The 25,718-nt window shown below is 72.6% G+C and carries 23 protein-coding genes; 12 read left to right on the forward strand and 11 right to left on the reverse strand.

Annotated features, from left to right (window positions below):
- Positions 1–18 precede the first annotated feature (18 nt).
- Positions 19–690, reverse strand: coding sequence for a GntR family transcriptional regulator (locus Sfr03f_RS23065; protein WP_174721636.1), 672 nt, complete (start codon positions 688–690; stop codon positions 19–21).
- Positions 691–793: 103 nt separating this feature from the next.
- Between Sfr03f_RS23065 and Sfr03f_RS23070 the strand changes: the two genes are divergently transcribed.
- On the forward strand, positions 794–1,969 hold the full coding sequence (locus Sfr03f_RS23070) for an acyl-CoA dehydrogenase family protein (protein ID WP_108955889.1): 1,176 nt from the start codon (positions 794–796) through the stop codon (positions 1,967–1,969).
- A 158-nt stretch (positions 1,970–2,127) separates the two neighbouring features.
- Complete coding sequence (locus tag Sfr03f_RS23075; protein ID WP_108956017.1) at positions 2,128–4,170, forward strand: endonuclease; 2,043 nt, start codon at positions 2,128–2,130, stop codon at positions 4,168–4,170.
- A gap of 612 nt (positions 4,171–4,782) precedes the next feature.
- Here the strand turns inward: Sfr03f_RS23075 and Sfr03f_RS23085 are convergent.
- Positions 4,783–6,306 carry a sodium:solute symporter family protein gene (locus Sfr03f_RS23085; protein WP_108955891.1) on the reverse strand — a complete coding sequence of 508 codons (1,524 nt, stop codon included), beginning with the start codon at positions 6,304–6,306 and terminating at the stop codon, positions 4,783–4,785.
- 205 nt (positions 6,307–6,511) lie between these two features.
- On the opposite strand from Sfr03f_RS23085, the gene Sfr03f_RS23090 reads away from it, so the two are divergent.
- Complete coding sequence (locus Sfr03f_RS23090) at positions 6,512–7,300, forward strand: IclR family transcriptional regulator (RefSeq protein WP_218028178.1); 789 nt, start codon at positions 6,512–6,514, stop codon at positions 7,298–7,300.
- A gap of 188 nt (positions 7,301–7,488) precedes the next feature.
- On the opposite strand, the gene Sfr03f_RS23095 is transcribed toward Sfr03f_RS23090, so the two are convergent.
- Both Sfr03f_RS23095 and Sfr03f_RS23100 read right to left on the reverse strand, forming a co-directional pair.
- Positions 7,489–8,757: a glucarate dehydratase family protein gene (locus Sfr03f_RS23095; protein ID WP_108955893.1), complete on the reverse strand. Its 1,269-nt coding sequence runs from the start codon at positions 8,755–8,757 to the stop codon at positions 7,489–7,491.
- Positions 8,754–9,734 (reverse strand): 5-dehydro-4-deoxyglucarate dehydratase, encoded by a 981-nt coding sequence (locus Sfr03f_RS23100; RefSeq protein WP_245967711.1) that lies wholly within the window; start codon positions 9,732–9,734, stop codon positions 8,754–8,756. Before Sfr03f_RS23100 ends, Sfr03f_RS23095 begins: the two co-directional genes overlap by 4 nt.
- Before the next feature lie 349 nt (positions 9,735–10,083).
- Between Sfr03f_RS23100 and Sfr03f_RS23105 the strand changes: the two genes are divergently transcribed.
- From Sfr03f_RS23105 to Sfr03f_RS23140, 8 genes are all read left to right on the forward strand, one after another.
- Positions 10,084–10,401 (forward strand): cupin domain-containing protein, encoded by a 318-nt coding sequence (locus Sfr03f_RS23105; protein WP_108955895.1) that lies wholly within the window; start codon positions 10,084–10,086, stop codon positions 10,399–10,401.
- 173 nt (positions 10,402–10,574) lie between these two features.
- Complete coding sequence (locus tag Sfr03f_RS23110; protein WP_108955896.1) at positions 10,575–12,128, forward strand: ATP-binding protein; 1,554 nt, start codon at positions 10,575–10,577, stop codon at positions 12,126–12,128.
- Between the two features lies 1 nt (position 12,129).
- Positions 12,130–12,567: a roadblock/LC7 domain-containing protein gene (locus Sfr03f_RS23115; RefSeq protein ID WP_108955897.1), complete on the forward strand. Its 438-nt coding sequence runs from the start codon at positions 12,130–12,132 to the stop codon at positions 12,565–12,567.
- Complete coding sequence (locus Sfr03f_RS23120) at positions 12,564–12,983, forward strand: DUF742 domain-containing protein (protein WP_108955898.1); 420 nt, start codon at positions 12,564–12,566, stop codon at positions 12,981–12,983. The genes Sfr03f_RS23115 and Sfr03f_RS23120 overlap by 4 nt, the downstream gene beginning before the upstream one ends.
- Positions 12,964–13,557: a GTP-binding protein gene (locus Sfr03f_RS23125; RefSeq protein WP_108955899.1), complete on the forward strand. Its 594-nt coding sequence runs from the start codon at positions 12,964–12,966 to the stop codon at positions 13,555–13,557. The genes Sfr03f_RS23120 and Sfr03f_RS23125 overlap by 20 nt, the downstream gene beginning before the upstream one ends.
- On the forward strand, positions 13,554–14,783 hold the full coding sequence (locus Sfr03f_RS23130) for a cytochrome P450 family protein (protein WP_108955900.1): 1,230 nt from the start codon (positions 13,554–13,556) through the stop codon (positions 14,781–14,783). Before Sfr03f_RS23125 ends, Sfr03f_RS23130 begins: the two co-directional genes overlap by 4 nt.
- Positions 14,784–14,792: 9 nt before the next feature.
- Entirely contained in the window at positions 14,793–16,688 is a 1,896-nt protein-coding gene (locus Sfr03f_RS23135) for a helix-turn-helix domain-containing protein (RefSeq protein ID WP_159105718.1), read from the forward strand.
- Positions 16,685–17,155: a hypothetical protein gene (locus Sfr03f_RS23140; RefSeq protein ID WP_108955902.1), complete on the forward strand. Its 471-nt coding sequence runs from the start codon at positions 16,685–16,687 to the stop codon at positions 17,153–17,155. Before Sfr03f_RS23135 ends, Sfr03f_RS23140 begins: the two co-directional genes overlap by 4 nt.
- A gap of 8 nt (positions 17,156–17,163) precedes the next feature.
- On the opposite strand, the gene Sfr03f_RS23145 is transcribed toward Sfr03f_RS23140, so the two are convergent.
- Entirely contained in the window at positions 17,164–18,390 is a 1,227-nt protein-coding gene (locus Sfr03f_RS23145; RefSeq protein ID WP_108955903.1) for an acyl-CoA dehydrogenase family protein, read from the reverse strand.
- A gap of 476 nt (positions 18,391–18,866) precedes the next feature.
- Positions 18,867–20,960, reverse strand: a complete 2,094-nt coding sequence (locus Sfr03f_RS23150; RefSeq protein WP_108955904.1) for an ATP-binding protein — start codon at positions 20,958–20,960, stop codon at positions 18,867–18,869.
- Positions 20,961–21,184: 224 nt separating this feature from the next.
- Between Sfr03f_RS23150 and Sfr03f_RS23155 the strand changes: the two genes are divergently transcribed.
- Positions 21,185–21,661, forward strand: coding sequence for an SsgA family sporulation/cell division regulator (locus Sfr03f_RS23155; RefSeq protein ID WP_108955905.1), 477 nt, complete (start codon positions 21,185–21,187; stop codon positions 21,659–21,661).
- A gap of 170 nt (positions 21,662–21,831) precedes the next feature.
- Here Sfr03f_RS23155 and Sfr03f_RS30700 read toward each other — a convergent pair whose 3' ends face one another.
- The 5 genes from Sfr03f_RS30700 to Sfr03f_RS23175 form a co-directional block, all read right to left on the reverse strand.
- Positions 21,832–22,005 carry a hypothetical protein gene (locus tag Sfr03f_RS30700; protein ID WP_170145138.1) on the reverse strand — a complete coding sequence of 58 codons (174 nt, stop codon included), beginning with the start codon at positions 22,003–22,005 and terminating at the stop codon, positions 21,832–21,834.
- A 78-nt stretch (positions 22,006–22,083) separates the two neighbouring features.
- Positions 22,084–22,443, reverse strand: a complete 360-nt coding sequence (locus Sfr03f_RS23160; RefSeq protein WP_108955906.1) for an ArsR/SmtB family transcription factor — start codon at positions 22,441–22,443, stop codon at positions 22,084–22,086.
- A 184-nt stretch (positions 22,444–22,627) separates the two neighbouring features.
- Positions 22,628–23,002, reverse strand: a complete 375-nt coding sequence (locus Sfr03f_RS23165) for a hypothetical protein (protein ID WP_108955907.1) — start codon at positions 23,000–23,002, stop codon at positions 22,628–22,630.
- Between the two features lie 167 nt (positions 23,003–23,169).
- Positions 23,170–23,715: an HAD domain-containing protein gene (locus Sfr03f_RS23170; protein ID WP_108955908.1), complete on the reverse strand. Its 546-nt coding sequence runs from the start codon at positions 23,713–23,715 to the stop codon at positions 23,170–23,172.
- Between the two features lie 286 nt (positions 23,716–24,001).
- Positions 24,002–25,573, reverse strand: a complete 1,572-nt coding sequence (locus tag Sfr03f_RS23175; protein ID WP_108955909.1) for a PQQ-dependent sugar dehydrogenase — start codon at positions 25,571–25,573, stop codon at positions 24,002–24,004.
- Positions 25,574–25,718 lie beyond the last annotated feature (145 nt).

Genomic DNA, 25,718 nt, shown 5'->3' on the forward strand with positions numbered 1-25,718 from the left:
CAACCGGCGGCTGTCCGGTCACCGGGATTTTCCCAGGACGCGCTCCAGCCTGGTGACGGCGTGGGCGCGGTGCCGGTCGAGCAGGCGGAGGGCCTCGTCGGTGTCGCCCGCGCGCAGGGCGTCGAGGACGGCGTGGTGTTCGTCGACGACGCGTTCCCGGTTGGGGGGTTCCGCGTAGTACAGGGAGCGGTAGGCGTCGGTGGAGTCCCACAGCGTCCCGATCAGCCGGACGAGGCGGGGCATGCCGGACGCATCGAAGAGGGCGAAGTGGAAGCGGCGGTTGGCGTCCGCCATCGCCGTGACGTCCCCGCTCCCGCCGGCCCGTTCCACCTCGCTCTGGGCCCGCTCCAGCACCGTGAGCAGGTCGGCGTCGGTCCTGGCCGCCGCCCTGCGCACGGCCTCCGCCTCCAGCAGTTCGCGGATCCGGTACACCTCCCGCAGGTCGTCGAGGGACAGCTCGGTCACGAAGTAGCCCCGGTGCACCTTGTGTTCGACGAGCCCTTCGCCCTCCAGGATCTTCAGGGCCTCCCTCAGCGGGACCCGGCTGACCTCCAGCCGCGCGGCCAGGGCGTCCTGCCGGATCGGCTCGCCGGGCCGCAACCGACCGCCGGTGATGGCGCTCCGCAGCTCCGCCAGCACGTACTGCTGGGCGGTCGGGGGCCTCCTGCGCTGCACAGCGCCGTTCGTCACGGGCACCTCTTCCTCGTGGCCGGACCCACACTGGATCCAAAATCCGATCCAAGGTTAACTGAGGGCCGCACCCCGCCCGCCGCGTGTACCACGGAGGCCAGCCATGACCAGCTCAGCCGTCCACCCCTTCGATCTCGTCGCCGTCGACGGCCTGCTGACCGAGGAGGAGCGCGAGATCCAGCGGACCGTACGGGCCCTGGGAGAGCGGGAGTTGCGTCCGCACGTCGCCGACTGGTTCGAGGACGGTGCGATCCCCGCCCGCGAGCTGGCCCGGCTCCTCGGCAAGCTCGGCGTGCTCGGCATGCATCTGGAGGGCTACGGCTGCGCCGGGGCCGGCGCGGTCTCCTACGGCCTGGCCTGCCTGGAGCTGGAGGCCGTCGACTCGGGACTGCGCAGTCTGGTGTCGGTGCAGGGTTCGCTGGCGATGTACGCGATCCACGCGTACGGCTCCGAGGAACAGCGGCGGCAGTGGCTGCCCGGGATGGCGGCCGGCGAGAAGATCGGCTGCTTCGGCCTCACCGAGCCCGACGCGGGCTCCGACCCCGGCTCCATGCGCACCCGGGCGCGGCGCGACGGCTCCGACTGGATCCTCGACGGCGCCAAGATGTGGATCACCAACGCCTCGGTGGCCGACGTCGCCGTGGTGTGGGCCCGCACCGACGAGGGCGTGCGCGGTTTCGTCGTCCCGGCCGGCACTCCCGGTTTCTCCGCGCCCGAGATCCGGCGCAAGCTCTCGCTGCGCGCCAGTGTCACCGGCGAACTCGTCCTCGACGGCGTCCGGTTGCCCGCGGATGCGATGCTGCCCGGCGCCCGCGGCCTGTCCGGCCCGCTCGGCTGCCTCAACGAGGCCCGCTTCGGCATCGTCTTCGGCGCGATCGGCGCGGCCCGCGACTGCCTGGAGACCGCTCTCTCCTACGCCGCCGACCGCACCGTCTTCGGCCGGTCACTCGCCTCCTACCAGCTCACCCAGCAGAAGCTCGCCGACATGGCGGTGGAGCTCGACAAGGGCATGCTGCTCGCGCTGCGCCTCGGCCGCCTCAAGGAGGAGGGCCGTCTCACCCCCGAGCAGGTCAGCGTCGGCAAGCTGAACAACGTCCGTGAGGCCATCGCCATCGCGCGGGAGTGCCGCACGATCCTCGGGGCCAACGGCGTCACCCTGGAGTACCCGGTGCTCCGGCACGCCAACAACCTGGAGTCGGTGCTGACCTACGAGGGCACCAGCGAGGTCCACAGCCTGGTCATCGGCAAGGCCCTCACCGGCGAGGCCGCCTTCCGCTGAGGCCGCGCCCCTCCCCCACGCCACGAGCCCCACCCGAAGGCCGCCGGGGCCTGCTTGAACGGGCGACAGTTGAACGGAGCACCACGCCCTCCCGGCAGGAAGTACCCGGTCCATGGCGCGCACAATGAAAGGGGGCCCCACGAGGCGAGGTAATGGTCATGACCATCGCAGAGCACGTGTCCCGGGCCGATACGGACTATCCGGAACAGCTGAGGCAGGCCGCCCGGCGGTACGACGCCCGCAGCGCGCGGCGCGAGGAGCGCCTGCGGGCGGTCGAACGCCGCGGAGTGCTCCAGGCCAACGATCCCGACAGGGTCACCGAGCGGCTGGCCCGCCTGAACGCCGACTGGTCCCTCGCCCGGTCGGTCGAGCGGGCGGAGACCGGGCCCGGGGCGACGGCGGACGGCGCGCCGTCGGTGGCGGCGGTGCCGTTCGGGCCTGATCTGCTGGGCCTGGAGCGGGTCATGGGGCGCAACGACCTGATCGGCGTCGCCTTCCTGGAAGCCGGCCGGAGCGCCGCCCGGCCGGTCGGCAGGGTGACGGTGCGGGGGCCCGGCGGCGGTCGTCACGGCACCGGGTTCATGGTGTCGCCGTCGCTGCTGATGACCAACAACCACGTGCTGCGCGACGAGGCGGAGGCGGAGCGCGGCGTGGTCGAGTTCGACTACCAGGACGGTCCGGACGGCCACCCGCTCGCGTCGGTGGTCTTCGCGCTCGAGCCGCGCCGGTTCTTCGCCACCGACCGGGCCCTGGACTTCACCGTCGTCGCGGTCGCGGAGCGGGACCGGCGGGAGACCCGGGACGCGCAGGACGGGCGGGACGGGCGGCTGGCGGACTACCGCTGGCTGCCCCTGGACGGCGCGCGGGGCAAGGTGCTCGTCGGCGAGACCGTCAACATCGTGCAGCACCCCAACGGCGAGCCCAAGCAGGTCGCGCTGCGGGAGAACACGGTGGTCGACCTGCTGGACGGGTTCGTCCAGTACACCACCGACAGCGCACCCGGTTCCTCGGGTTCCCCGGTGTTCAACGACCAGTGGGAGGTCGTCGCGCTGCACCACAGCGCCGTGCCGGTGACCGACGAGGAGGGCCGACCGCTCGACGTCGACGGCGGCGTCTGGAGTCCCGAGGCGGGAGAGCACCGGGTGGCCTGGAAGGCCAACGAGGGGGTGCGCGTCAGCAGCATCCTGCGGGCGCTGGGCGCGCTGTCCCTGACCGGTACGGCCGCACGGCTGCGGGACGAACTGTTCCGGCTCCCCGCGGGCGACGCGGCGGCCGGCGCCGCCCGGTCGGCGGGGGCCGCGTCCGGGGCGGCCCGGGCGGCGACGGCCGTCCGGGAGTCGGCGGAGCGGGATCTGGCCGCCGCCCTGGTCAATCTCCGGCTGGGGGACGAGCGGGACTACTACGACGCGGACGGTGACCGCCGGGCCCGGGACGCCTACTACGCCCCGCTGGGGGCGGTGGCCGACGGCGGCGCGCTGCGCCGGGCCCTGAGCTCCTTGCTGGAGGACACGCACGACCGGCGTCCGGCCTACCAGCCGGCGCGGATGGTCTATCCGTGGGTCGACCTGCGTCCCGACCGCAGGCTGCGGAGCGTCTACTCGGGCAAGTCCTTCGACGCCGAGGAGTTCATCCGCGCCGACGTCGCCGCCGAGGCGGTCCGGCTCACCGGTCTGCAGGACTTCCTGCTCCGCGAGAGCACGGCGGGGCCGGGAGAGCTCGCCTCGGAGCTGGACGCGCTGGAGGCGGCGTCGCCGTTCAACTGCGAGCACGTCGTGCCCCAGTCCTGGTTCGCCAAGCGCGAGCCGATGCGGGGCGACCTGCACCACCTGTTCGCGTGCGAGGCCGGGTGCAACAGCTTCCGGGGCAACATCCCGTACCAGGACTTCCCCGACTTCGAGGAGGTCGTGCGGGAGGACTGCGGCCTGCGCGAGGCGGGCGGCTTCGAGCCGTCGCACGGGAAGGGGGCCGTCGCCCGGGCGACGCTGTACTTCCTGCTGCGCTATCCGGGCCTGGTCGGCGAGAGCGGCGAGTTCCCCCGGAGCCGGCTGCCCGTCCTGCTGGCCTGGCACGAGCGTGAGCCGGTGGACGAGTACGAACGCCACCGCAACGCGGCCGTCGCGGAGATACAGGGCAACCGCAACCCGCTGACGGACCACCCCGAGTGGGCCCGGGAGATCGACTTCTCGGACGTGTGGGCGTGACCGTGCCTGGAGACTGAGTGGGGGCAGTCGTGGGCCCAGAGCTCGTGCTGTCCCGAACGGTGCCGGGAGCGCTGGTCACCCGCTCCTACGATGGACGCGGCATCATGCCGGGGCATCGCACGGGTGGGTCGGTGAGGGGCAGTGCAGTGGCGCGGGCGTACGCAAGGTCGAGCGGGGGTGCTGGATTGTTCGCGGGGAGAACAGCGCGGCTGGTGGTCCGTAACGAGGGCGAGGTACTACTGGAGCTGACGGTCGAACCCTGGGCGGACATCCACCGGATCCCGCCGAAGGAGGCCTGCGTCGTTGTCACCCACTCGCCCGCAGGAGATGACGCCTGGGGTGGGACGTCATGGGGCGACGAGCCGTTCGAGGTCGAGCATCGACCGGACTCGGTCACGGTGTGGGCGAACGGCCACTGCTTCCACCTCAGCGACAGGCAGGGTAACGCGATCTACGCGAACCAATACGGGGGCGGGTGCCCTGCCCGGAACCAGGCCGTCTAGACAATTGGCTGCCCTGGTGGAGCAGGGCCTGCCGGGGGGCGGGGCGCCTCATCGGCCCCCGCCCGGGGGAGCGGGCGGGGGCCGACGGCGTGGTGTGCGGACCGGTCCGTCAGCCGGTGGTGCCGACAAGGGGTTCGGGGGTGGTGCCGGTGCCGGGACGGTCGTCGCCGTCGGGGCCGAGTGCCCGGGTGATCTCGTCGGCGGCGGCGCTGGGTTCGGGGAACAGCAGGCCGATGCCGACGAAGAGGACCAGGGAGGTCAGCAGCGGGGTGGCGACCGTGGCGGTCTGGTCCTGGCTGCCGATGACGTACTTCACCAGGACGTATCCGAGGAGGCCGCAGCCCCAGGAGATGAGGGCGGCCCTGGGCCCGCAGCGGCGGAAGGCCGGCAGGAGTCCGAGGAGCATGGGGATGGAGATGGGCCCCATCACCGCGGCAACCAGGGCGACGATGATGCCGAGCGGGCCGCCCAGCGCCTCGGCCTGCAGGGCGACGACCATGCTCGCGCCGATGAAGAGGACCGTGCAGACCCGGCCGGCGAGCAGGCCCGACCGTGGGTCGAAGGCGCGGGCGCGCCTGCTGACGGCGGGCAGGATGTCGCGGACCACGACGGAGGAGATGGCGTTGGCGTCGGAGGACGCCATGGCCATGGTGTGGGAGAACATGCCGGCGACGGTCAGGCCGACGAGACCGGCGGGCAGCAGGTCCTGCGCCATCAGCGCGTAGACCTGCTCGGGCCTCTCCAGGTTCGGCATGAGCACGGGGCCGAGCACGGACGGGAAGAGGATGATGGCCGGCCATATCAGGTAGAGCGACGCGGACAGCAGCGCCGAACGCCTGGCGGCGGGCGGGGAGTCGGTGGCCATGTAGCGCTGGGCCAGGTTCCACATGCCGCCGTTGTACTCGAAGAGCTTGATGACGACGTAGGCGGTGAGGAAGCCAGCCGTGTACGGGCCGACCAGCGGCTCGGTGTGCCCGTCGGGCAGCTCGCCGAGGGCGGCGCCGAGCCCGCCGAGGCCGCCGACCTGGTCGACGACGACCCAGAGCATGGTGAGGGCGGCGATGCCCTGGACGACGAACTGGCCGAAGTCGGTGAGGGCGTCCGCCCAGAGGCCGCCCGCGGTGCAGTAGACGAGCGTGACCAGGCCGGTGAGCAGGATGCCGACGGGGAGGCTCAGGCCGGTGAAGACGTTCAGCAGGATCGCCGCGGACGCCCACTTGGCGGCCACGTCGAACACCTTCAGCAGGGTGCCGCTCCAGGCCAGCGCCTGCTGGGTGGGCACGTTGTACCGCCGGGCGAGGTACTCCAGCGGCGACGCCACGTCGTACCTGATGCGCAGCCGGTTCCAGCGGGGCGCGAACACGAAGGCGCCCACGGCGGTGGAGAGCGCCAGCGGCACGAACGCCCAGATGTAGATGGTGATGCCGTAGCTGTAGGCGACGGCGGCGTAGGCGACGAACACCGCCGCGCTGTAGCCCGACATGTGGTGCGAGATGCCGGACAGCCACCACGGCATGCGCCCGCCGCCGGTGAAGAAGTCGCTGACGGTGGTGATCCGCCGGTGTGACCAGAACCCGATGAGCAGCATCACCAGGAAGTAGCCCGCCAGGGCCACCCAGTCCGGCCAAGCCATACGAACTCCTCGATGTCGGCGCGAGCGCGACGGTCCGCGCGATCGCGAGCGGGCGGTGGGGGATGCGGCGACGAGCGGGAGGAACGAACGAGCGCGGACGTCCACGTATGTAGACTGCGTCTGCATTCTTGCCTTGAACGCGCGTGCAGGTTATTGCCGCACCCAGGGGCGGTCAATCGATGCGTCGATGTTTCGGAGGGTTTCGTTGGCACGGGAGGAAGCGGTCGCGCGCGGACCGGTGAAGTCGGCGGAGCGGACCGTGCGGATCATGGAGGCGCTGGCCTCGTCGCCCGAGCGGCTCACGCTGGGCGCGCTGCAGGAGCTGACGGGGTATCCGCGGTCCAGCCTGTACGCGCTGTTGCGCACCCTGGCCGGGATGAAGTGGATCGAGGCGCAGGACGGCGGGGAGTCCGCGGCCTACGGGATCGGCCCCCGGGCCCTGCTGTGCGGGACGGCCTACCTGGACCGGGATCCGGCGCTGCCGCACGCGGTGCGCCAGATCGAGCGGCTGCGGGCGGACGTGGGGTACACCACGCACTACGCGCGCCTCGACGAGGCCCGCGTGATCTACCTGGCAACCCGTGAGGCCACCGATTCACGGCGCCTGACCTCCCGCGTGGGACGTCAACTCCCGGCGCACGCGACCGCGTTGGGCAAGGCGTTGATGGCGGAGCTGACGGCGCGGGAAGTGGACGCGCTGCTGCCGGAGCCGCTGGAGGGGCTGACGGCGCACACCGTGACCGGGCGCCGGGAGCTGGCCGAGGAGCTGGACGGGGTCCGGGCGCGCGGCTGGTCGCTGGAGAACGAGCAGAACACGCCGGGGCTGTGCTGCGTGGCCGCCGCGGTGCCTTACCGCATCCCCGCGACGGACGCGATCAGCTGCTCGATCCCGCTGGACCACGCCTCGGACCAGGAGATCGCGCGGGTCTCGGAGGCGGTGCTGCACCACCGGTCCGAGCTGGCGGGCACCCTGCGGCGGGAGGGGATCCGCTGAGCCCGCGCACGACGCCGCAGGGGCACGGCGCGCGGTGGGCCGTGCCCCTGCGGCGTCCGTGGGCGCCGGCTCCCCACGGACGGACACCGGCCGCGGAGAGCGAGGCGCCGGCCGGCGGGAGCGAGGCGCCGGCCGGCGGGAGCGAGGCGCCGGCCGGCGGCAGCCGGGCGAGGCGCCGGCCGCCGGGTTCACCAGCGCGGCACCTTCTTCTCGTAGGCGGGGTCGACGCTCCGCATGTACCCGGTGTCGTCACGGTCGCGGAGGCCGCAGGCGAGGTACTGCTCGTGCAGCCGGGCCAGTTCGTCCCGGTCGAGCTCGACGCCGAGCCCGGGACCGGGGGGCACCGCCACCGCCCCGTCCTCGAACGCCAGCACCCCGGGGGCGATCACGTCCTCGTCCTTCCACGGCCAGTGGGTGTCGCAGGCGTAGGTGAGGTTGGGCGTGGCGGCGGCCAGATGGGTCATGGCGGCGAGGCTGATGCCGAGGTGTGAGTTGGAGTGCATGGACAGGCCCAGACCGAAGGTGTCGCAGATCCCGGCGAGCACGCCCGAGCGCCGCAGGCCGCCCCAGTAGTGGTGGTCGGAGAGCACGACCTGCACGGCGTCGCGCGCGACGGCGGGAGCCACCTCCTCGAAGGAGACCACGCACATGTTGGTGGCCAGCGGCATCGACGCCTGACGGGCCACCGCCGCCATGCCCTCCTGGCCGGGGGTGGGGTCCTCCAGGTACTCGAGGACGCCGTCGAGCTCCCGGGCCACCCGCAGGGAGGTTTCGACGGTCCAGGCGGCGTTGGGGTCGATCCGCAGCGGGAGCGAGGGGAAGGCATCGCGCAGGGCGTGGACGGTGTCGATCTCCCTCTCCGGCGGGAACACTCCCCCTTTGAGCTTGAGCGCCGTGAAGCCGTAGGTGTCGACCATGCGGCGGGCCTGGGCGACGATGCCGTCCGCGTCCAGCGCCTCGCCCCACTCGTCGGGTGCGGCGCCCGGGTGCGCGGCCCACTTGTGGAAGAGGTAGGCGCTGAAGGGGACCCGCTCGCGTACCGCCCCGCCGAGCAGGTCGCTGACCGGGCGGCCGACGGCCCGGCCCTGGACGTCGAGGCAGGCCACCTCGAAGGGCGAGAAGACCCGGTCGACGGTGCTGCTGGTGGTGATCATCCCGGTGAGGCCGTGCCCGTCGCTGCCGGTGTCGCCGTCCAGCGCCCGCGCGACGGCGGCCCTGACGGCGCCGAGGTGGTGGACGTCCAGGCCGGTGAGGGCATCCGCCGCGGTGCGCAGGCGGCGCAGGTGCCCGGTGTCGGCGTAGGTCTCGCCGAGACCGGTGAGCCCTTGGTCGGTGTGCACCTCCAGGACGGCCCGCAGGGCGTACGGCTCGTGGACGCCGACGGCGTTGAGCAGCGGCGGGTCACGGAAGGCGACGGGGGTGACGGTGACGGAGGTGATCCGTATCGCGTCGCTCACCGGACGGCCTCCTTCCCGGAGCGCGCGGCGATCTCCAGCCCGGTGCCGACGATACGGCGCAGGCGCTCGAGGTGCTGGGGCGCCGGATCGGTCAGCGGCGGGCGGACACCGCCGACGTCGTGGCCGCGCAGGGTCACGGCGGCCTTGACCAGGGAGACGGCGTAGCCGGGCACCCGGTCGCGCAGCGCCACCAGCGGGTGGAAGAAGTCGCGCAGCAGGAGGTCACGGGTGGCGTCGTCGCCCGTGGTGACGGCGCGGTGGAACGCGTGGGAGATCTCCGGCGCGAAGCAGAACACGGCCGAGGAGTAGAGCTCGACGCCGATGCCGCGGTAGGCCGGGACGGTCACCTCGGCCGTGGGCATCCCGTTGAAGAACTGGAACGGCTTGTCGCGCCCGGCCAGGGCGGAGCGGACCGCCAGCACGGTGCGGGAGAGCCGGTCGAGGTCGCCGACGCCGTCCTTGAAGCCGACGACCTTCTCCAGCCGCGCCACCTCGGCCGCCGCCTCGGGGGTGTAGCGCGCGTTGGACCGGTTGTAGACGATCAGCGGCAGCTCGCTCGCGGCGGCCACCTGCCGGGTGTAGGCGACCAGGCCAGCGGGCGGGGACTCGACCAGGTAGGGCGGGAGCAGCAGCAGACCGTCGGCCCCCGCGTCCTGGGCGATGCGGGACAGGCGCCAGGCCAGGGGCAGCGGGCCGCCGGTGCCGGCGAAGACGGGCACACGGCCGGCCGTGGTCTCCACCGCGGTGCGGACGACCTCGCCGTACTCCTCCGGGTCCAGTGCGTGGAACTCCCCCGTGCCGCAGGCGGCGAAGACGCCTCCGGGCCCGGCGTCGAGTCCTCGTCCAACGTGTTCGGCGAGCGCCGCCTTGTCGATGTGCCCGGCCCGCGCGAAGGGGGTCACCGGGAAGAACAGTACGCCGTCGAACATCGGCACCTCGGGGCTCCTGATGTCTACATATGTGGACGTCATCTCCATGTGCGAACCGTCGCCTGAACTGTAGGTCGCCGCCCGACGACGGGTCAAGGCGGCGTCCGTGGGGTGCTCACGAGCACCGGCCACGGGCCCGTGAACCCCGAAAAGCCCTCGCCGTCCCGTTCGTTGTTTTTCTTTTCAAGATTCGCAACTCAGCGTCAAAGCATTACCCAACGCTTTTCCGGAAGCCCTTCCACGTGGTGCACGGGATCCCTGATTCGGCCGAAAATTGTGCACCAGGCCCCTGCCTTCGACTCATGCTGCTGGCATAGTCTCCTGATCCCGCCACTTGAGGCCCGGGCTGCTTGCGCGCAGTGCTCCCCTGCGGCCGTGGATCCGAAGGAAACGACAGATGCTCGAAGGGTTCCGATTTCTCTCGATCACCGATGTCCCACCGAAGGAAGTGAAGGAGGGCATCACCGCGAAGATCCTCAAGGAAGGCACGGCGGAGGACCCGTCGGTCTTCATGGAACTGACCTTCGCCCCGGGTGCGGCGTTCGGCAGGGACGAGCACGCCGAGTTGGAGATCCTGCACGTCCTGGAGGGCGAGTTCAGTGACGGCGACGCCGTTCACGGCCCCGGCACCGTGATTATCGGGCATCCTGGTTCGGTGCATTTCCCGGCGTCCTCGTCGGGCTGCCGGGTGCTCGCCTTCCATCCTCAGGGCTGATCCCCGGTCCGGCCGGCCGTGAAAGCGGGCGGCGGTCCGATCGGCCCCTCCCGGGCGAAAGATCGACAACGGCCCGGGACCGCCGAACATGCCCGAGATAAGCGATCACCGGCGAGGCCGGCATCGCGTCCCCGCGGGCGACGACAAAAACTCTGGTCGATTGGCGATAACGCGTGCTCGATTACACGGACTTGGTCATCGGAGCGTCGTCCGCGCTCGGCTCGGCGATCGTGGTGTGGTCGGCCTGTCTGCCGGGCAGGCGCCGCGTCGCACGGGAACTGGACGAGGCCTTGGCGGCCGCCCGCGAGAAGGCCGAGGCCGCCGAGCTCGCCCGGCAGGAGCAGGGCCGGCACTGGCAGTACGCCCAGCAGGTGATCAGCGAGCTGGAGTGCCTGGTGGAGCGGCGGCTTCCCCAGGTGGTGCAGGAACTGGAGGGTGTGCGGGTGCCGGCCACGGCCGGACTCGCACACCCTGCCGTGTTCGAGGGCACCGAGGTGGCCGGCTACCTCACAGCCGCCGAGGAGCTGGTCCGCGGCGCGGGCGGCGTCGTCCGGCGCGGCATGGAGGAGTCCGCGCGGGGGGCGCTGCGCGGCATCGCGGAGGAGGTCCAGGCGGCCCTGACGCACGCTCAGGCCGACATCGACGACGGTCTCGACGACCTGGAGCTGACCGGCGGCGGCGCGTACGCCGGGGCGAAGGACGTGCGCTCCATCCTCACCAAGGTCGACCACAGCGTCACCATGGGCGTCCACAGCGTGCAGCGGCTGCGGATCCTCACCGACTCCTGGCCCGGCGTGCAGCGGGCGAGCTGCACGGTGGCGGAGATCGTGGAGAGCGCCCGCGGCCGCATCCGGCACAGCAGCGCCGTCGACTACGCCTACCACGTCGAAACCGGCGAGATCGTCGTCGACGGCCTGATCGTGGAGCCGGCCATCGTCGCCCTGACCGAGCTGCTGGCCAACGCGACGGCCTACTCCGGAGGCACGGTCTCGGTCCACGTGCAGCGGGTGCCCAACGGGATCCGGTTCTCGGTGGAGGACCAGGGACTCGGCATGGCCCCGCTGCAGCTCGAGGAGGCGGAACGTTCCCTCTCCGCCGGCGGCACCGGGGTGACCGACCTGGCGGAGCCCGGGCGGCTGGGATTCCTGGTGGTGGGACGGCTGACGGCCGAGTACGGACTGCGGGCGGGCCTCGCGCCGTCCGCGGCCGGCGGGATGCGCGCCGACCTCCTCGTCCCGGACGCCCACCTGCAGGAGGAGGCTCCGCGGGAGCCGGCCGCGGCGGGCGACCTGCGGCACGCGGTCCGGCCGGAATTCCCCGGCGGCGCACGTCCCTCCGCCGTCCCCGGTCCCCGCGCGCCGATGGCCGCCCTCGCACCGCCCGGCCTCGCACCGCCCGCCGACGCCTGGGCCGTGGCGCCACCGCCCGCCGCCCCGGCACCCGCCCCGGCCCGCCTGACGCCCGCCCAGCACAACGGGGCGTACCAGGCACAGACCCCGCGGCTGCCCGACCCCGCCCACGGGTTCGGCGCGCCCGCCGACGCCGCACCGGAGCTCCCCGTCCTCCCCAAACGACAGCCGCGGGCGCCCCGCCGCCATGCCGCGCCGTCGCCCCGGCCGACCCACGCCGCCCTTCCCGACCCCGAGACGTTCACCGCGGACCTGGGACGGGTGATGGACACCCTGATGGAGGGCTACGGCGACGGCACGAACGACTTAGGAGCCTGAGATGTCCGAGTACACCCACGCCACCGCCGACACCGTCGACATGGCCCCCCAGCTCAACACCCTGCTCGGTGACGGGGTCACCGGCGCCGTGCTGTTCTCCAGCGACGGGATGATGCTCACCCACACCGACGGGATCCCGCGGGACACCGCCGAGAAGCTCAGCGCCGCCTTCAGCGGACTGGCGTCGCTGCACACCTCGGTCTTCCTGGAGTTCTCCGGCAGCCGTCCCGAGCAGATGCGGATGAAGTACAACATCATCGACTTCACCGAGATGACGGTCGCGGTCCTGTCCGCCGGACGGAACACCGGTCTGGCGGTGGCCGTGGAGGGCGACCGGTCACCACGGGTGCAGGCCGCGATCGGCAAGAGCCTCAAACTGATCAAAGGGCTCGGCTCGTACCTGGAGGCCCGCGAACGGCAGCTCACCGCCGGGCAATGAGCGGCGGACCGGCAGGCGGCGGGCACACCCGGCGTGGGGTGGTCCGCTCCCACACCGTCATCCCCCTCGTGGAGGACGAGCCCTCCGGCGAGGTGGACCGGGCCGGCGTGGACGCGGAACCGGAGCCGCCACGGCTGTGCACCGACCACGCCACCCTCCTCTCGCTCGCCCCGGCCGCACCGCGGGCCGGCCTGGGCGTGCAGGCCCACCGGGTGCTGGCGCTGTGCGCGCCGGGAGTGGTCTCGGTGGCCGAGGTGGCGGCCCACCTGGAGATGCCCGGCGGGGTGGTCCGCGTGCTGGTGACCGACCTGGTGACCCGGGGGAACCTGCTGGCGGCCGACCCGTTCGTCCCGCAGGCCCAGCCGCACGAGAAGGAATTCCTGGAACGGATACTCGATGGCCTTCAGCGACTCTAGACGCCCGCACTACCTGCCCCCGGGGTCCACCTCCGTGAAGATCGTGGTGCTCGGCGCCTTCGGCGTCGGCAAGACGACCCTGGTGGAGGCGGTCTCCGAGATCCTGCCGCTGCGCACCGAGGAACGGCTCACCCGGGCGGGGCAGATGGTCGACGACCTGCCGACCGCGGCCAAGACGACCACCACCGTCGCCATGGACTTCGGACGGCGCACGCTGGCCGGCGGCATCGTCGTCTACATGTTCGGCGCGCCCGGACAGCCCCGGTTCGCCGACATGATCCGTTCCCTGCTCAACGGCGCGCTGGGCGGCATCGTCCTCGTCGACACGCGGCACGTGGACGCCTGTTACGAGTCGATCGGTCTCCTGGAGGAGGCCGGCCTGCCGTACGTCATCGCGATCAACGACTTCCCCCAGGCGCCCGTGTACCCGGAACCGGTCCTGCGGGACGCGCTGAGCCTGCCCGACGACCGGCCGCTGATCCGGATCGACGCGCGGGCCCGCGAGTCGGCGAAACTGTCCCTGATCGCCCTGGTCAAGGACGTCCTGAGTCCCAAGGAGATCCAGGTGCGATGACGACTTCCGCGGGTGTCCCCCGACTTCACGGCACGGCCCTGGACGAACAGGACCTCTACGCGCACCTGCGGTCGCAGGGCCCGGTGGCCTGGGCGGAGATCGCCGACGGCATACACGTCCTGGTGGTGACGGGCTGGCAGGCGGCCCGCGAGGTGCTGACCGGCCCCGCCTTCCGCAAGGACCCCGGTCACTGGGAGGCGCTGAACCGCGGCGTGGTCCCCTCCCGGCTGACCTATCTGGCCACGCCCGGCCTGCACCACAGCGACGGCGAGCGGCACGAGCGGCTGCGGCGCGCGGTGGGCGACTGCCTGGCCTCGGTCAACCTGCACGCGGTCCGCGAGACGGTGCAGCGTCACGCCCGGGACCTGATCGAGGAGGTGGCCGAGCGCGGTCACCTGGACCTGATGGCCGAGTACGCGGACCGGGTGGTGGCCCGGACCATGACCGGGCTGGCCGGTCTTCCGCCCGGGCAGGCCGACCGGGTGCGGGCGGCGACCGACCGGCTCGCCGACGCCCAGCCGGACGCCACCACCGCGTGGTGGGACCTGTACGGCATGGTCCAGGAGGTGCTCGACGGGAAACGGGAGCATCCGGCCCGGGACTTCGCGTCCTGGCTGCTGGCGCACCCCGCCGGTCTCAGCGACGACGAGGTGTGCCACCAGGTGATCGCCCTGATCATCCTGGGCGCGGCGCCCACCGCGGCCTGGATCGGCACCACCCTGCACGCCCTGGTCGCCGACCCGGCCTACGCGACCCGGCTGATCGGCGGTTCGGTGACCGTGCGGGCGGCGCTCACCGAGACCCTCTCGCGCCGCTGCCCGGCCGCCACCATGTCCGCCTACTACGCGGTGAGCCCCACCGTGCTGCACGGGGTGCACGTCCCGCCCGGCATCCCCGTGCTGATCCACCACGCGGCCACCGGCGTCGATCCCGACCGCCCCGGGGACGGCGGCGCGCACGACCGCAGTCACCTCGCCTGGTCCGCGGGGGTCCACCGGTGCCCGGCGCCCGGTCTGGCGACCACCATCGCGGAGGCCGCGACCGAGACGGCCGTCGACATGCTGTGGGACCTGACCGCCCCGATCACCGCGGTCGCCCGGCGGCCCAGCCCGTTCCGCGCCTGCCCCGCCCACGTGGGGGTGCTGTTCTCCACCACCCGGAAAGGCAGGAGAGGCCTTTCCACCTGGCGCGACGGACGCGACGTACGCCCCAGCGACGAGGAGTGAGACAGGCACATGTTGACCGTCCGAGATTTACCGGCGTTCCCCGAACTCGGCATCACCGCGTGCCACGTCGGGGACGACCGTGAAGTGCAGTCCGCGCAGGTGCTGTCCGACACCGACTGGATCCGGTCGAACATCGCACACGCGCTGATCGTCACGCACAGCAGATATCTGGAGGACGCCGAACGCATCATGTTCACCCTCTCGGCCGGCGGCGCGGCGGCGCTCGTCGTGTCCGGGGCGAGTGCCGACACGCTCGACCCCGCCCTGCGGGACACCGCGGCACAGCACCGGCTGCCGCTGCTGACCACCTCGCACTCGCTGAGCGACTGGAAGGCGCTGCTGACCCACCGTGTCTCCGAGTTGTGCGTGACCGCGGCCCGGCGGCACGCCGCGCGCCTGGGCACCCTGCTCGACCAGCTCGCCCACCCGCGGGCCGACACCGTCACCGGGGTCGTCGAGTACCTCGCGGAGGAGCTGCCCGGCAGCGTCGTCGTCCGGGACGCCGGCGGGGTGCGGGCGGCGGCCCCGCCCGCTGCCCCGGTCACCCTGGCGGCCGCGCTGGAACACCCCGACCAGCCGCGGCAGGCGCTGGACGGGCTGCACGTCACCTCGGTGCCGCTGGGCGCGCACGGGGCTCTCGTGGTCGGCACGCCGGGGCCGCTGGGGCAGGCCGGGACCGAGCTCACCACCTGTGCCGCCAAGGTGCTCACCGTCGCCCTGCCCGGCGGGCAGCGCTCCGACGACCTGGTGGTCTCCGACGCCGTCCGCCAGGTGCGGCTGTCGGCGTTCCAGCTGCTGATGACCGGGCACGCGGTCGACGCCCAGCGGGTCACCGCCTCCATCATGCCGGGCCTGCTGGACCCCACCCACGCCCAGGTCTACGTCGCCGACTGCGGGCGGGCCGGGCGTGCGCTGGTGATGGCGCAGGCCGACCGGCTCTTCGCGGGGCAGGCGCTCACCGTGGCCTGCCCGGCCTTCGACAACCACATCATCAGCGTCGTCCCGCTCGTCGAGGAGCAGGAGCACGAGCACACCGTGCGCCACCTGCTCGAGGTGTTCCGCACCGCGGGCGTGCACATCGGCGGCAGCCAGCCGCACGAGCTCAAGGCGGTGGGCGACGCCTACGACGAGGCCCTGGCCGCGCTCACCCGGGCCTCCCACTACCCCGAGCGGATCGTCATCGCCTCGCCGCGGCCGCCGGGCCTCGCCGACGTGCTGCCCGCCGGGCCCGCCCGGTCGTGGGCCACCGCGCTGCTGCAGCCGATCCTCAGCACGGCCCGCATTCGGCAGCTCGAACTGACGGCCATGGCACTGGAGTTCCGCACCACGGCGGCCTCGAAGGTGCTGGGCATGCACCGCAACACGCTGGCCCGGCGGGTCGCCCAGACCTGTGGGGCGGTGGGACTGGACCCGGAGCGCGCCATGCACCGGATCGCGCTGTCCCTGGCCATCCAGGTGGTGCGGATGCACGGCACGGGGAGCGCGGCGGAGTCCGGCCCGCCGGCCACCCTGCACGACCTGCTGACCGGTCAGGAGGTGCGGGCCTGGGCGGACAAGACGCTGCGCCCCCTCGCCACCGACCGGCGCGACCTGGTCCGCACCCTGCGGGCGTGGGTGACCTGCGAGTTCCACGTCGACCAGGCCGCCGCCCGGGTCGGTATCGCGCCCAAGACGGTCCGCGCCCACATCCAGGCGGCGGAGCACCTGCTGGAGCGCGATTTCATCACCGGCATCCCGCAGGACCTGATGGAGGACCACGGCGAGCACCGGCTCAGCGGGATCCGGCCGCTGACCTGCGCCATGTACGCCACCACCCCGCCGGGTGAGCCGTACCCGGCGCTGACGACCGTGGGGCGGGCGCCGCGGCCGGCGAACGCCTCCCCCTGGCCCGCGGAGGTGTCGTGAGCGGCGCGCGGGACGGCGGGGTACGGGTCAAGGAGCTGCTGGAGCGCCTGCGGTGGCATGCCGAGCACGTCGCTGCGGCCTGCGCCGCGCGCGACCGGCTGGTGCTCCAGGCGCGGTACGAGGGCGCGGACGCCGTCGAGGTGGAGGAGGCGGCCGGTCTGAGCCCCGCGCGGGCGCGGGCCCTGGCCCGCGTCGCCGTGGTCCCCTCGCGGCTGTGGCCCGGCGCGCACCTGCGGGTGCCCCCGCAGGTGCTGGCGGACGACGAGGTGCTGCGGGCGGCACTGACCGGGCTGTACGCCCGGCTGGTGGGCGTCGTGCCTCCGGCGGAGTGGAGCAGGGAGGAGCTGGAGGAGGAGCTCATGACCGGCGTGGCCCCGCGGATGCCGCCGGGCCATCACTGGCGGCTGACCGTGGACGACGTCACCGGCGGCTTCGCCTACGGCGTCTGGCCCGAGACCGTGTGCTGAGCGGGCGGTCACACCGCGAGCAGTCCGCGCTCCGGGCCGGGCGGGACCGTGCGGGCCACGTGGGCAAGGCGGACGGACCAGGAGCCCTTGCCCTCGCCCAGCGCCGTCTCGGCGAGCCGCAGGTACTGGACGTCGGAGGTGCCCGCCGGCGCCAGGATGTGGAACGCGTCCCGTACGTGCCGTTCCACCGCGCGGTCGGTGAACAGGCCCGCCGCCGCGTGGATCTCCATCGCCTGCCGGGCCGAGGTGATGGCGTACTCCGCGTTGACCGCCTTGGCGTTCATCATCTCCTCGTCGCACGGCAGGCCGTGGTCGAGCAGGCTGACCGCGTGGTACAGCGCGGTCCGGGCGGTCATCAGCCGGGACTGCATCTCGCCCAGCTTGATCTTGACGTTGGTCAGGTCCTTGAGCGGCCGGCCGTAGCGGATCCGTTCCGTGCAGAAGGCCGCGGTCTCCTCGACCACGGCCTGGTGGATGCCGAGCGACACGGCGGCGAGGTTGGGTCTGCCGTAGAGCGTGGAGGAGGAGTAGGCGACGTCCAGGCCCTGTCCCTCCTCGCCGAGCCGGTTCGCCGCCGGCACCCGGACGCCGTCGAGGACGATCTCCCCGAAGGAGAAGCCGTGCAGCCCCATGGACTCCCGCTGAGGGGCGAGGCGCACGCCCGGCCGACCGGCCTCGACCAGGAAGGCGCTCAGCCCGCGCGATCCCGGCCCGGTGCGCACCACCACACCGTGCAGGTCTCCCACGTGGCTGTTGCCCACGTGGACCTTGCGGCCGGTGAGCACGTAGTCGCCGCCGTCGCGGACCGCACTGCCGGTCATGCCGAGGACGTGACCGCCCGAGCCCGGCTCGGTGACGGCGATGGTGGGCAGGCACAGGCCCTTGGCTATGCGCGGCAGCCAGGCCGCGCGCTGCGCCGCGTCGCCGAAATGAATGATTTTGGCGACGCCCAGAATGCTCGCCTGTGCCATCGCGCCCATCGCGCCGCAGACGCGGGAGAGTTCCTCGATGATCACGGTCTTGCCGAGATGTCCTACGCCCATGCCCTGGTACACGGGATCTATCGTGGCGCCCATCCATCCCTGTTCGGCGATGGCCCGGGAGAGTTTGTGCCCCACTTCGCCGACGGTCTTCTCCGTCTCCAGATCACCGATCCGGGGTCGGATCTCGGTCTCGGCGAACTCCCGCACCCTGGCCCGTAATGCGTCGTGCGTGGCGGTACCGAACAGATCCACCGTGGAGACCCCCTGTTCCCGTCGTTCCTCGCGCTTCCGGCGCGGCGCGGAAGCCACTTGTCGGCCAATCGAGGTCCCGCCGACCGCCGACTCCCTCATGCTCCAACGTTCCCAGGCATCCGCCTAGACAGCTGTCCGCACTTGGCCGAAACGCATACGCCGATACCCGTCGGCGCATATGCCACCGCATTCCTTGATCTGCTTCACGCACCTTGCACCACCTGGGACTACGACATTTTCCGCGATCATCGATCCCTTTCCTTCCGGCTGTCATGACCACGAAAATAATCCGGCAAAAGCATTCGCCGGAGTCACCCTCGTGACGGTTTCACGACGGTGTCCGACAATGTCTCCGGCAATTGCGCGAGCCATCACATCGCGCCAACCGTTTCACGCGCCCTTTGCGCCCCGGCGCGCGCCCGAACAGGACGTCTCATTCCCGGTCCATGCGGCGGATCCCCGCGAAAAGCGGTCATTCACTGTTCAACCACCCCGGCCGGAGCCGCCAGGTTCGCGCCGGCCGTCACGGCCCGGACGGGCACCGGGTGGCCGGAGGTCTCCCGTCGCCAGAGCGCGTCGCACAGGCGCTCGTGGGCCCGCTGCAGATGACGTCGGTAGGTGCTGTAGGGCAGGCCCAGCCGTTCGGCCGCCGCCATCTGGTTGGGCACCCGGTGGAAGTAGGTGGTGGCGACCACCCGGTGCACCCTGGCGTCCCGGGGGTCGGCGCGCATGGCGTCGACGACGTCGGTGAGCAGCTCGCGGAGCAGGTCCGCGGCGCGGTCCGGCGTGTGACCGGGCAGGCCGGTGACCATGCGCGACCGCAGCAGCGGGCCGGCCGCGAAGTCGTCCTCCCGGTGCCAGTCGCGCAGTGCGGCGCGGACGGCCGTGTCGAAGTCGGCGCGGGTCAGCGGGGCGGCGGGTCCGGCCGCCGGCACGGCCGGCGGCTCCTCGGTGAGCGCGCCGGGCTGGGTCCGGTCGAACCAGACCGACAGCGGGGTGGTCCGCCAGTCGCAGGCGAACAGCGAGTACGTGTGGCCGTTGGGCCAGGGCATGTCCGTGGCCCTCTCGTGCCCCAGGTGCCGCATCAGCGGGTCCCACAGGTCGGCGAACGGGCTGAGCAGGAACGACCAGGCGAGCCCCGCGGAGCGGATCCAGTCGGCGCAGATGCGCAGCTGCATCAGGTGCTGCACCGGGGAGATCTCGCCGTAGGCCGCGGGGTTGACGAAGAAGCGGGCCACCAGCATGTGCTGGCCGGGGCGCAGCGGACTGGTGCGCCCGGCGTACTCCCACGCCTGCGCGAGGATGGGGTCGGCGGCCAGTTCGTCCTCGCTCGGCGTGGAGATCCGCAGCCAGGTCATGAACGCGGCCGCCTCGCCGGTGGCCGAGTCGCGGTAGAGCCAGAAGGCCTCCGGCTGCCGCTCCAGCCAGAAGTCGACGACGGCCGCGGACTCGGGTCCCTCGGTCCGGGCGATCAGCCGGCGCACGGCCTCGTGGTCGCCCGGCCGGAGGGTGTCCTCGTGGAAGTCGCCCTCCCGGCGCATCTGGAAGTACTCGCCCATCGACCCGTAGCGCTTGAGGTAGGTGAGCTCGCGGATCGCGGTCATGGCCTCGGCCGGCGGGGCGGTGCGGGCCTGCTCGAGCAGGATGTGCCCGAGACGGCGGTGCATCTCCTCGTACGCCTGGGGGTCCCGCCAGCGCAGGTCGGTGTCGATGGCGTCGCCGGCCAGCTCGTGCAGGAACAGTCCCTGCCGCCCCCAGTCGGCGATCGGCAGCCGCCGCAGCCAGGTGAACATCTCGGCGCCCCGTTCGGGCCCGATCATCGCGCGCAGCAGGCCCTCGGTGGTGGTCATCGCGTGCGCGGCGACCTCCAGGGCGAGCCGGTGGGTGGGCGAGGGCACGTCTCCCACCATCTGCTGGAGCAGCGCCGTCAGGACGTCGGGGCTGGGTGTCCAGTCCCCTCCGTTGCCGTCGGCGGCGATGCCGGCGGCGAGGTTGAGCGCCAGCGGGTGTCCGCCGGCGAACCGCAGGACGCGGCGGCGCACGGCCGGCGACACCCCCCGCAGCTCCAGCAGCCGCGCGGCCTCGGCCTCGTCGAGGTCGCCGAGCGGCATGACGGCCAGGATCTCGCTCCAGGCGACGTCGGCGGTCCAGGTGGGACTCGGCGCCTCCCGGCCGGCGAGCACCACCAGCGTCCGCGGCGACAGGGCGGGCAGGAAGCGGTCGACCAGCCAGCTCTCCAGCCCCTGGCAGTGCTCGAAGGCGTCGACGAGCAGCACGGCGTCCGCGGGGGCGCCCGCGACCTCGGCCTCCACCCCGGCGGGCGAGGGGTCCACGAGCCGACCGTTCACCTCGACCACGGGACGTCCCGCGTCCCGGCTCTCGTCCGCGAACCGCCGCAGCAGCGTCGACTTGCCCACTCCGCCGGGCCCGTGGACGTAGATCACCGCGGGCGCGCCGTCGCCGCCGGCGAGGGCCTCGCGGAACACCGCCAGCTGCGCGGAACGCCCGACGAAGGCCCGCTCCCGCGCCCACCTCAGCCGTTCCGCAAGGCTCTTCGCTTCACGCTTCATCCGCGCAATGTATACGCCGGCCCGGCGGGCGGGGATCCGCTCCCGCCACCCGGACGGGCGGACGGCGCGGGCCGTGCGGGCCGGGCGGCGCCAAGGTGAGCGACGGGTGAGCACCCACTGGTCTGGCGGGTGAGCGACGGCGACCGCCACAGTACGGGCGAAGGACGAACGGGCGCCGCGCCCGCGTCGGCGTCGTCCCCCGCCCCGCCCCAGGAGTGCTGCCCATGTCCCCCGCGCACCGCCCCGGCCCCGACGGCCGGTTCCCGCAGGAGCTCCCGGTGGAGACCTGTCTGACCTGCCACCTCGTCGTCAACCAGGAGGCGGCCACGCCGCTGACGGTGCGCCTCGGCTACGACCCCGCGGAGCCCTTCGGGGTGAGCGTGAGCTTCCCCTGTGACGAGAACCGCCGGAGCCGCTGGGTGTTCTCCCGGGACCTGCTGCAGGACGGGCTGTACGAGCCCACCGGCGAGGGGGACGTCCGTGTCTGGCCGTCCGGCGGCTGCCGGTGCGGCTGCTGCGGCAGCACCCACGCCCGAATCCTGTTGCAGGGCCCCACCGGCTACGCGCTCCTCGACCTGCTCCTGGAGCCGGTGCAGCACTGGCTCGACCGGACCTGGAGCCTGGTCCCCGAGGGCACCGAGGAGTCCCGGCTCGACTGGGGCGTGGTCGAGCACCTGGTGGGCCGGCGGCCGCCGGCCTGAGGACGGCGGGCCGTGCGGCCGGGGCCCCAGCGACCCCGGCCGCACGGCGCGCACGCACGGCCCGCACGGCCCGCACGGCCTGCCCCGCCGCCGAACGACGCGACGGCCCGCCGTGCGCAGTGGGCGCACGGCGGGCCGTCGGTCGCGGGTGCGACCCGCGGGTCGGCAGGTCAGCCCTTGAAGGCGTCCTTGCCCTTCTCCTTGGTGCCCCGGGCGTGCCCGCGGCCCTCGAGGGCGCCCCCCTTGGCCGCGGTCTTGTCGTCCCCGGCGGCGTGGGCGGACTTGCGTACGGCCTTGCCCACGATCTGCTCGCCCTTGGCCTTGGCCTTCTCTTCGGCACTCATGGCTACTCCCTTCGTAGGCGGTCACGGTTCGTCTGCCCCCGACCGGTCGCCGGAAACGGCGGGAGTGGTTCCGGTCGGCTACTCGGCAGCCGCCGGGACCGGCGGGGCGGGGTCGCTCTCGCGCAGTTCGGCGAGGAGTTCGTTGCGTCCCGCCAGGAGTTCGGTGAGGATGCGGCGGGCCGCGCGGAGCAGCTCCGCCACGTCGCCGCCGGCGAGCGCGTAGCTGACGGTCGAGCCCTCCCGGATGGACACGACGATGCCCGCACGGCGGAGCACGGCCAGTTGCTGCGACAGGCTGGACGGCTCGATCTCGATGTCGGCGAGCAGGTCCCGCACCGGGACCGGCCCGTGCTGCAGCAGTTCCAGGACCCTGATGCGTGCCGGGTGCCCCAGCATGCGAAAGAACTCTGCCTTGGCTTGGTAGAGGGGCGGTTGCATGGCGCTCTTCCTGCCGGTCGGGGTGGCTGGCTCCCATGGCGCGGCGCTCCCCCACCGCGCCATGGGTTTATCCGCTCATCTTCTCGATCCGCGCAGCTCACGTGCACCAGTTGGAATGATCTCCAAGTGATGACTTGAAGAATTCTGCAATTCACGGGCATGCGTCTGCCGGGTCGCGGAGCGGTCAGACTTCCAGCTGTGCCTCGACCCGCTTGAGCACGTGGCGGGCCATCGCCAGGTTCGAACGCTCCTTGTCGATCACCAGGTAGAGGAACAGGCCGTTTCCGTTGCGGCCCGTCACCAGCCGGATCAGGTGGTACTGCGTCCCCAGCGTGATGAGGATGTCCTCGATCTGGCTCTGCAGCCCGAGGTGCTCCATGGTGCGCACCTTGGCCCGGATCACGTCGGTGTTGCCGGCCGCCGCGACGGTCAGGTCCAGTTCCTTCCCGCCGCCGAGCGTGCCCAGGGCCATGCCGCTGGTGTAGTCGACGACGGCCGCACCCAGCGAGCCCTCGACCTCGGTCATCAGTTCCTTGAGTGCAACTTCCACGCTCGCCATCGGAGCCTCCGTTGATTGTCGGCGGTACGGGCCCCGGTTCCGGGCCCGCCTGCGATCGCAACGTACGCGGAGTGATCCGGCGCGAAGAAAGGTTGATCAGGAATGGCGGAAGGTGATCAATGAGCCGCTTTCACATAAGAGTCCAGTTATAAAAAATGATCAGCCAACTACCAGTTGCGGGCGAGTGGCGGCTCCCGCAGTCCGGCGCGGTCGAAGAGGCCGTCCGCGAGATCGGCCAGCGCGACGAAGTCCTCGGGACGCAGACCGAGGCGCGGGTCGACGTGGTGGAGGGCCGCCGGCGCGGGGCTGCAGGCGTCGACGTACAGCTCGTCCAGCACGCTCTGCTCGTCGTCCACCCAGATGAACGGACGGCCGGCGGCGTGCTCCACGATCGCGGCGGTCTTCCAGTGGACGCCGTCGGCCCGCTTCCGGAACAGGTCGTCGCCGAAGTCGACGAAGGGCAGCTCGGGCAGGCCGAGGACGGGGGCGATGTGCCGGTCGGCGTGGGAGGTCCAGGCGGTGGCCCAGCAGATGTCGAAGCCCAGCGACAGCAGCGCGGGCCCGTGCGCCGGGTTCAGCCACAGCCGCCACGGGCGGGCCCTGAGGGTGCTGGGCACCGGACGCTCCCGGTAGCCGGGCAGGGGGTTCGGCCGCGCGGCGGCGTACGGGTTGAGCGGCCCGTCGACGTCGAGGTAGAGCAGCGGCCTGGCCATGGGTCCCCCTTGTGTAGTCCTGCGCGACCAGCGTGGCCGAGGCGGCGCGGAAGGTCATGAGTACGGGTACTCAGTGCCCGCCCGCCGTCCGGCGCCCGGGGTCACCCGAGCCTACTGAGCGGGTCGGACATCGCTCCTGCTCGGAACGGGCGGCGGCTCCGGCCCGCCGTCCGCCGTGCCTGCCGGAGCGGCCGGGGCGGCCGGGGCGCACGTCAGGCGCCCGTGCCACGGCCGACCGGCCGTGGCACGGGCCCTGTTGGTACCTGGTGCTGCCGCCGCGGCGGTGTCAGCTGCTGCCGGTGCGGGCGCAGGGCGTCTCGTCGAGGGTGAAGCGGCCCGGTGCGGAGGCGTCGCCGGTGTGGCTCACCAGGTAGCCGAGGGTGACGGAACCGCCCGGTGGGATCACCGCGTTGTGGGCGGCGTTGACCGCGGTGTGGATGTCGCCGAGGTGGGTGAGGTCGGTGTTCCAGTCCGAGGTGACGCTCTGCCCGTAGGGCAGCGGGAACTGCAGCGACCAGCCGTCGATCGGTGTGGTGCCCGTGTTGGTGACGGTGAGGTCGACGGTCATGCCGGTGCCCCAGGCCGTCTTCCTCACGTCGACCCTGCAGGGAGGCTCCGTCCGCTGGAAGGAGACCTTGTGCAGGCCCCCGGGCAGGTCGTTGACGACGTAGAACTCGCCTTCCTGGGTGGTGCCGACGGCCGTCACCTGGGTGGGCAGGTCGCCGATGTCCGCCTGGCGGAACCCGCCGTTCCCGTCCGGGCGCAGCGCCCAGACCTGGGACGAGCAGTAGTCGGTGGCGATGTAGGTGCCGCCGACCAGATCGGCGAACTGCTTGCCGTGGTAGACGTGCCCGCCGATGACCGCGCAGTTGCCGTTGTAGGGCGAATAGTAGAAGTCCTGCCGGGTGTGGCGGGCTCCGGAGGCGCACTGGGTCTCGTCGAAGACCTGGGGGCCCTCGTAGCAGGACCAGCCGAGGTTCGCGCCCGCCTGCTCGGCGCGCGTCAGCTGGGTGATCTCCTCCCAGCGGCCCTGGCCGACGTCGGCCACCCACATCGACCCGTCCGCCGGGTCGAAGGAGAACTTCCAGGGGTTGCGGGTTCCCCAGAGCCAGATCTCGCCCCTGGCGCCGGCGGTGTCGACGAACGGGTTGTCGGCCGGGACGCAGTACGGGAGCGAGCCGCAGCTGCGGCTCACGTCGATGCGGAGGATCTTGCCGAGCAGGGTGTCCTTGCGCTGGCCGGTGTCGAACGGGTCGCCGGACCCGCCGCCGTCGCCGATGGCCATGTACAGCTTGCCGTCGGGACCGAAGGCGAGCTGGCCGCCGTTGTGGTTGCTGTAGTCGGCGTGCGGCTGCTGCAGCAGGACCTCGAGCTTCTGGTCGGCGAGGCTGTAGCGGGCCAGGGTGACCGCGGCGTCGGGCAGCGCGGTGTAGGCGAGGTAGAGCTTCTTGCTGGTGGTGAAGTCGGGCGGCAGGGCGATGCCCAGCAGGCCCCGCTCGTTGCCCGACTCGTCGACCTTGTCGACGATGTCCAGCAGCGGGGTGGAGGAGAGGCCGGTGCCGGGCTGGTAGACGCGGACCCGGCCGGACTTCTCGGTGATGAACAGCCGCCCGGTGCCGTCGCTCGGGGCGGCGATGGCGGTGGGGCGTCGCAGGCCGGAGGCCACCTGGGTGGTGGTGGCGGCGACCTCCTCCAGCGGCGGCACCGCGGCGGCGGTCCGCGACACCTTGGCGGGCGGGGCCTCGGCGGAGGCGGCCGGGAGGGTGAACGGGCCGCTCAGGACCAGGGGAAGGGCGAGCAGCAGACCTGACCAGCGGCGCGGTAATCGTCTCTTGAGCGGGTACGGCAGGTACGGCATGTACGGCTCCTGGGTTTCGCAGGGGGGAGCGGACGGAGCGGCGCGGGCCCGCCGAGTCGCGGGCCCCTGCCGCATCGGTACTGCACATGTGCCCCGCCGGGACGCTAGTGCCTCCGCCGCCGCGGCACCAGGCCGCTCGCGCCCG

The organism is Streptomyces fragilis (assembly GCF_003112515.1).
Classification (GTDB): Bacteria; Actinomycetota; Actinomycetes; order Streptomycetales; family Streptomycetaceae; genus Streptomyces; species Streptomyces fragilis.